Source organism: Aureimonas sp. SK2, assembly GCF_029813115.1.
Taxonomy (GTDB): Bacteria; Pseudomonadota; Alphaproteobacteria; order Rhizobiales; family Rhizobiaceae; genus Aureimonas.
In genome coordinates this window covers 1-439 of sequence record NZ_JAPZDS010000079.1, presented here as the reverse complement: position 1 = coordinate 439, position 439 = coordinate 1, and the positions used below count along the sequence as shown (strand labels likewise).

Below are 439 nucleotides of genomic sequence, written 5' to 3'. Positions count from 1 at the left end.
GATCGACGAGATCGCCTTCCAGACCAACCTCCTGGCGCTGAACGCGGGCGTCGAGGCCGCGCGCGCCGGGGAAGCCGGCCGGGGCTTTGCGGTCGTGGCGCAGGAGGTGCGCGGGCTCGCCCAGCGCTCGGCGGAGGCGGCCAAGGAGATCAAGGCGCTGATCCAGGCGTCCGGCGACCAGGTGTCGTCGGGGGTGGAGCTGGTCACCGCGTCGGGCCGGAGCCTCGAAGCGATCGTGACCCAGGTCGGCGGCGTGGCGCAGGCGATCGCGGAGATGGCGGATGCGGCGCGCGAGCAGGCGGTGTCGTTGAAGGAAGTGTCGACGGCCGCCGATCAGATGGACAAGGTCACGCAGCAGAACGCGGCCATGGTCGAGGAGACGACGGCCGCCGCGCAAGGCCTGTCGGGGGAGACGGAGGCGCTGGCCGGGCTCGTCTCG

1 protein-coding gene is annotated in these 439 nt (G+C 72.7%); it reads left to right on the top strand.

Annotated features, from left to right (window positions below):
• Window positions 1–439, top strand: a 439-nt coding sequence (locus tag O5O54_RS22290; RefSeq protein ID WP_279484036.1) for a methyl-accepting chemotaxis protein, incomplete at both ends; no start/stop codon positions are given.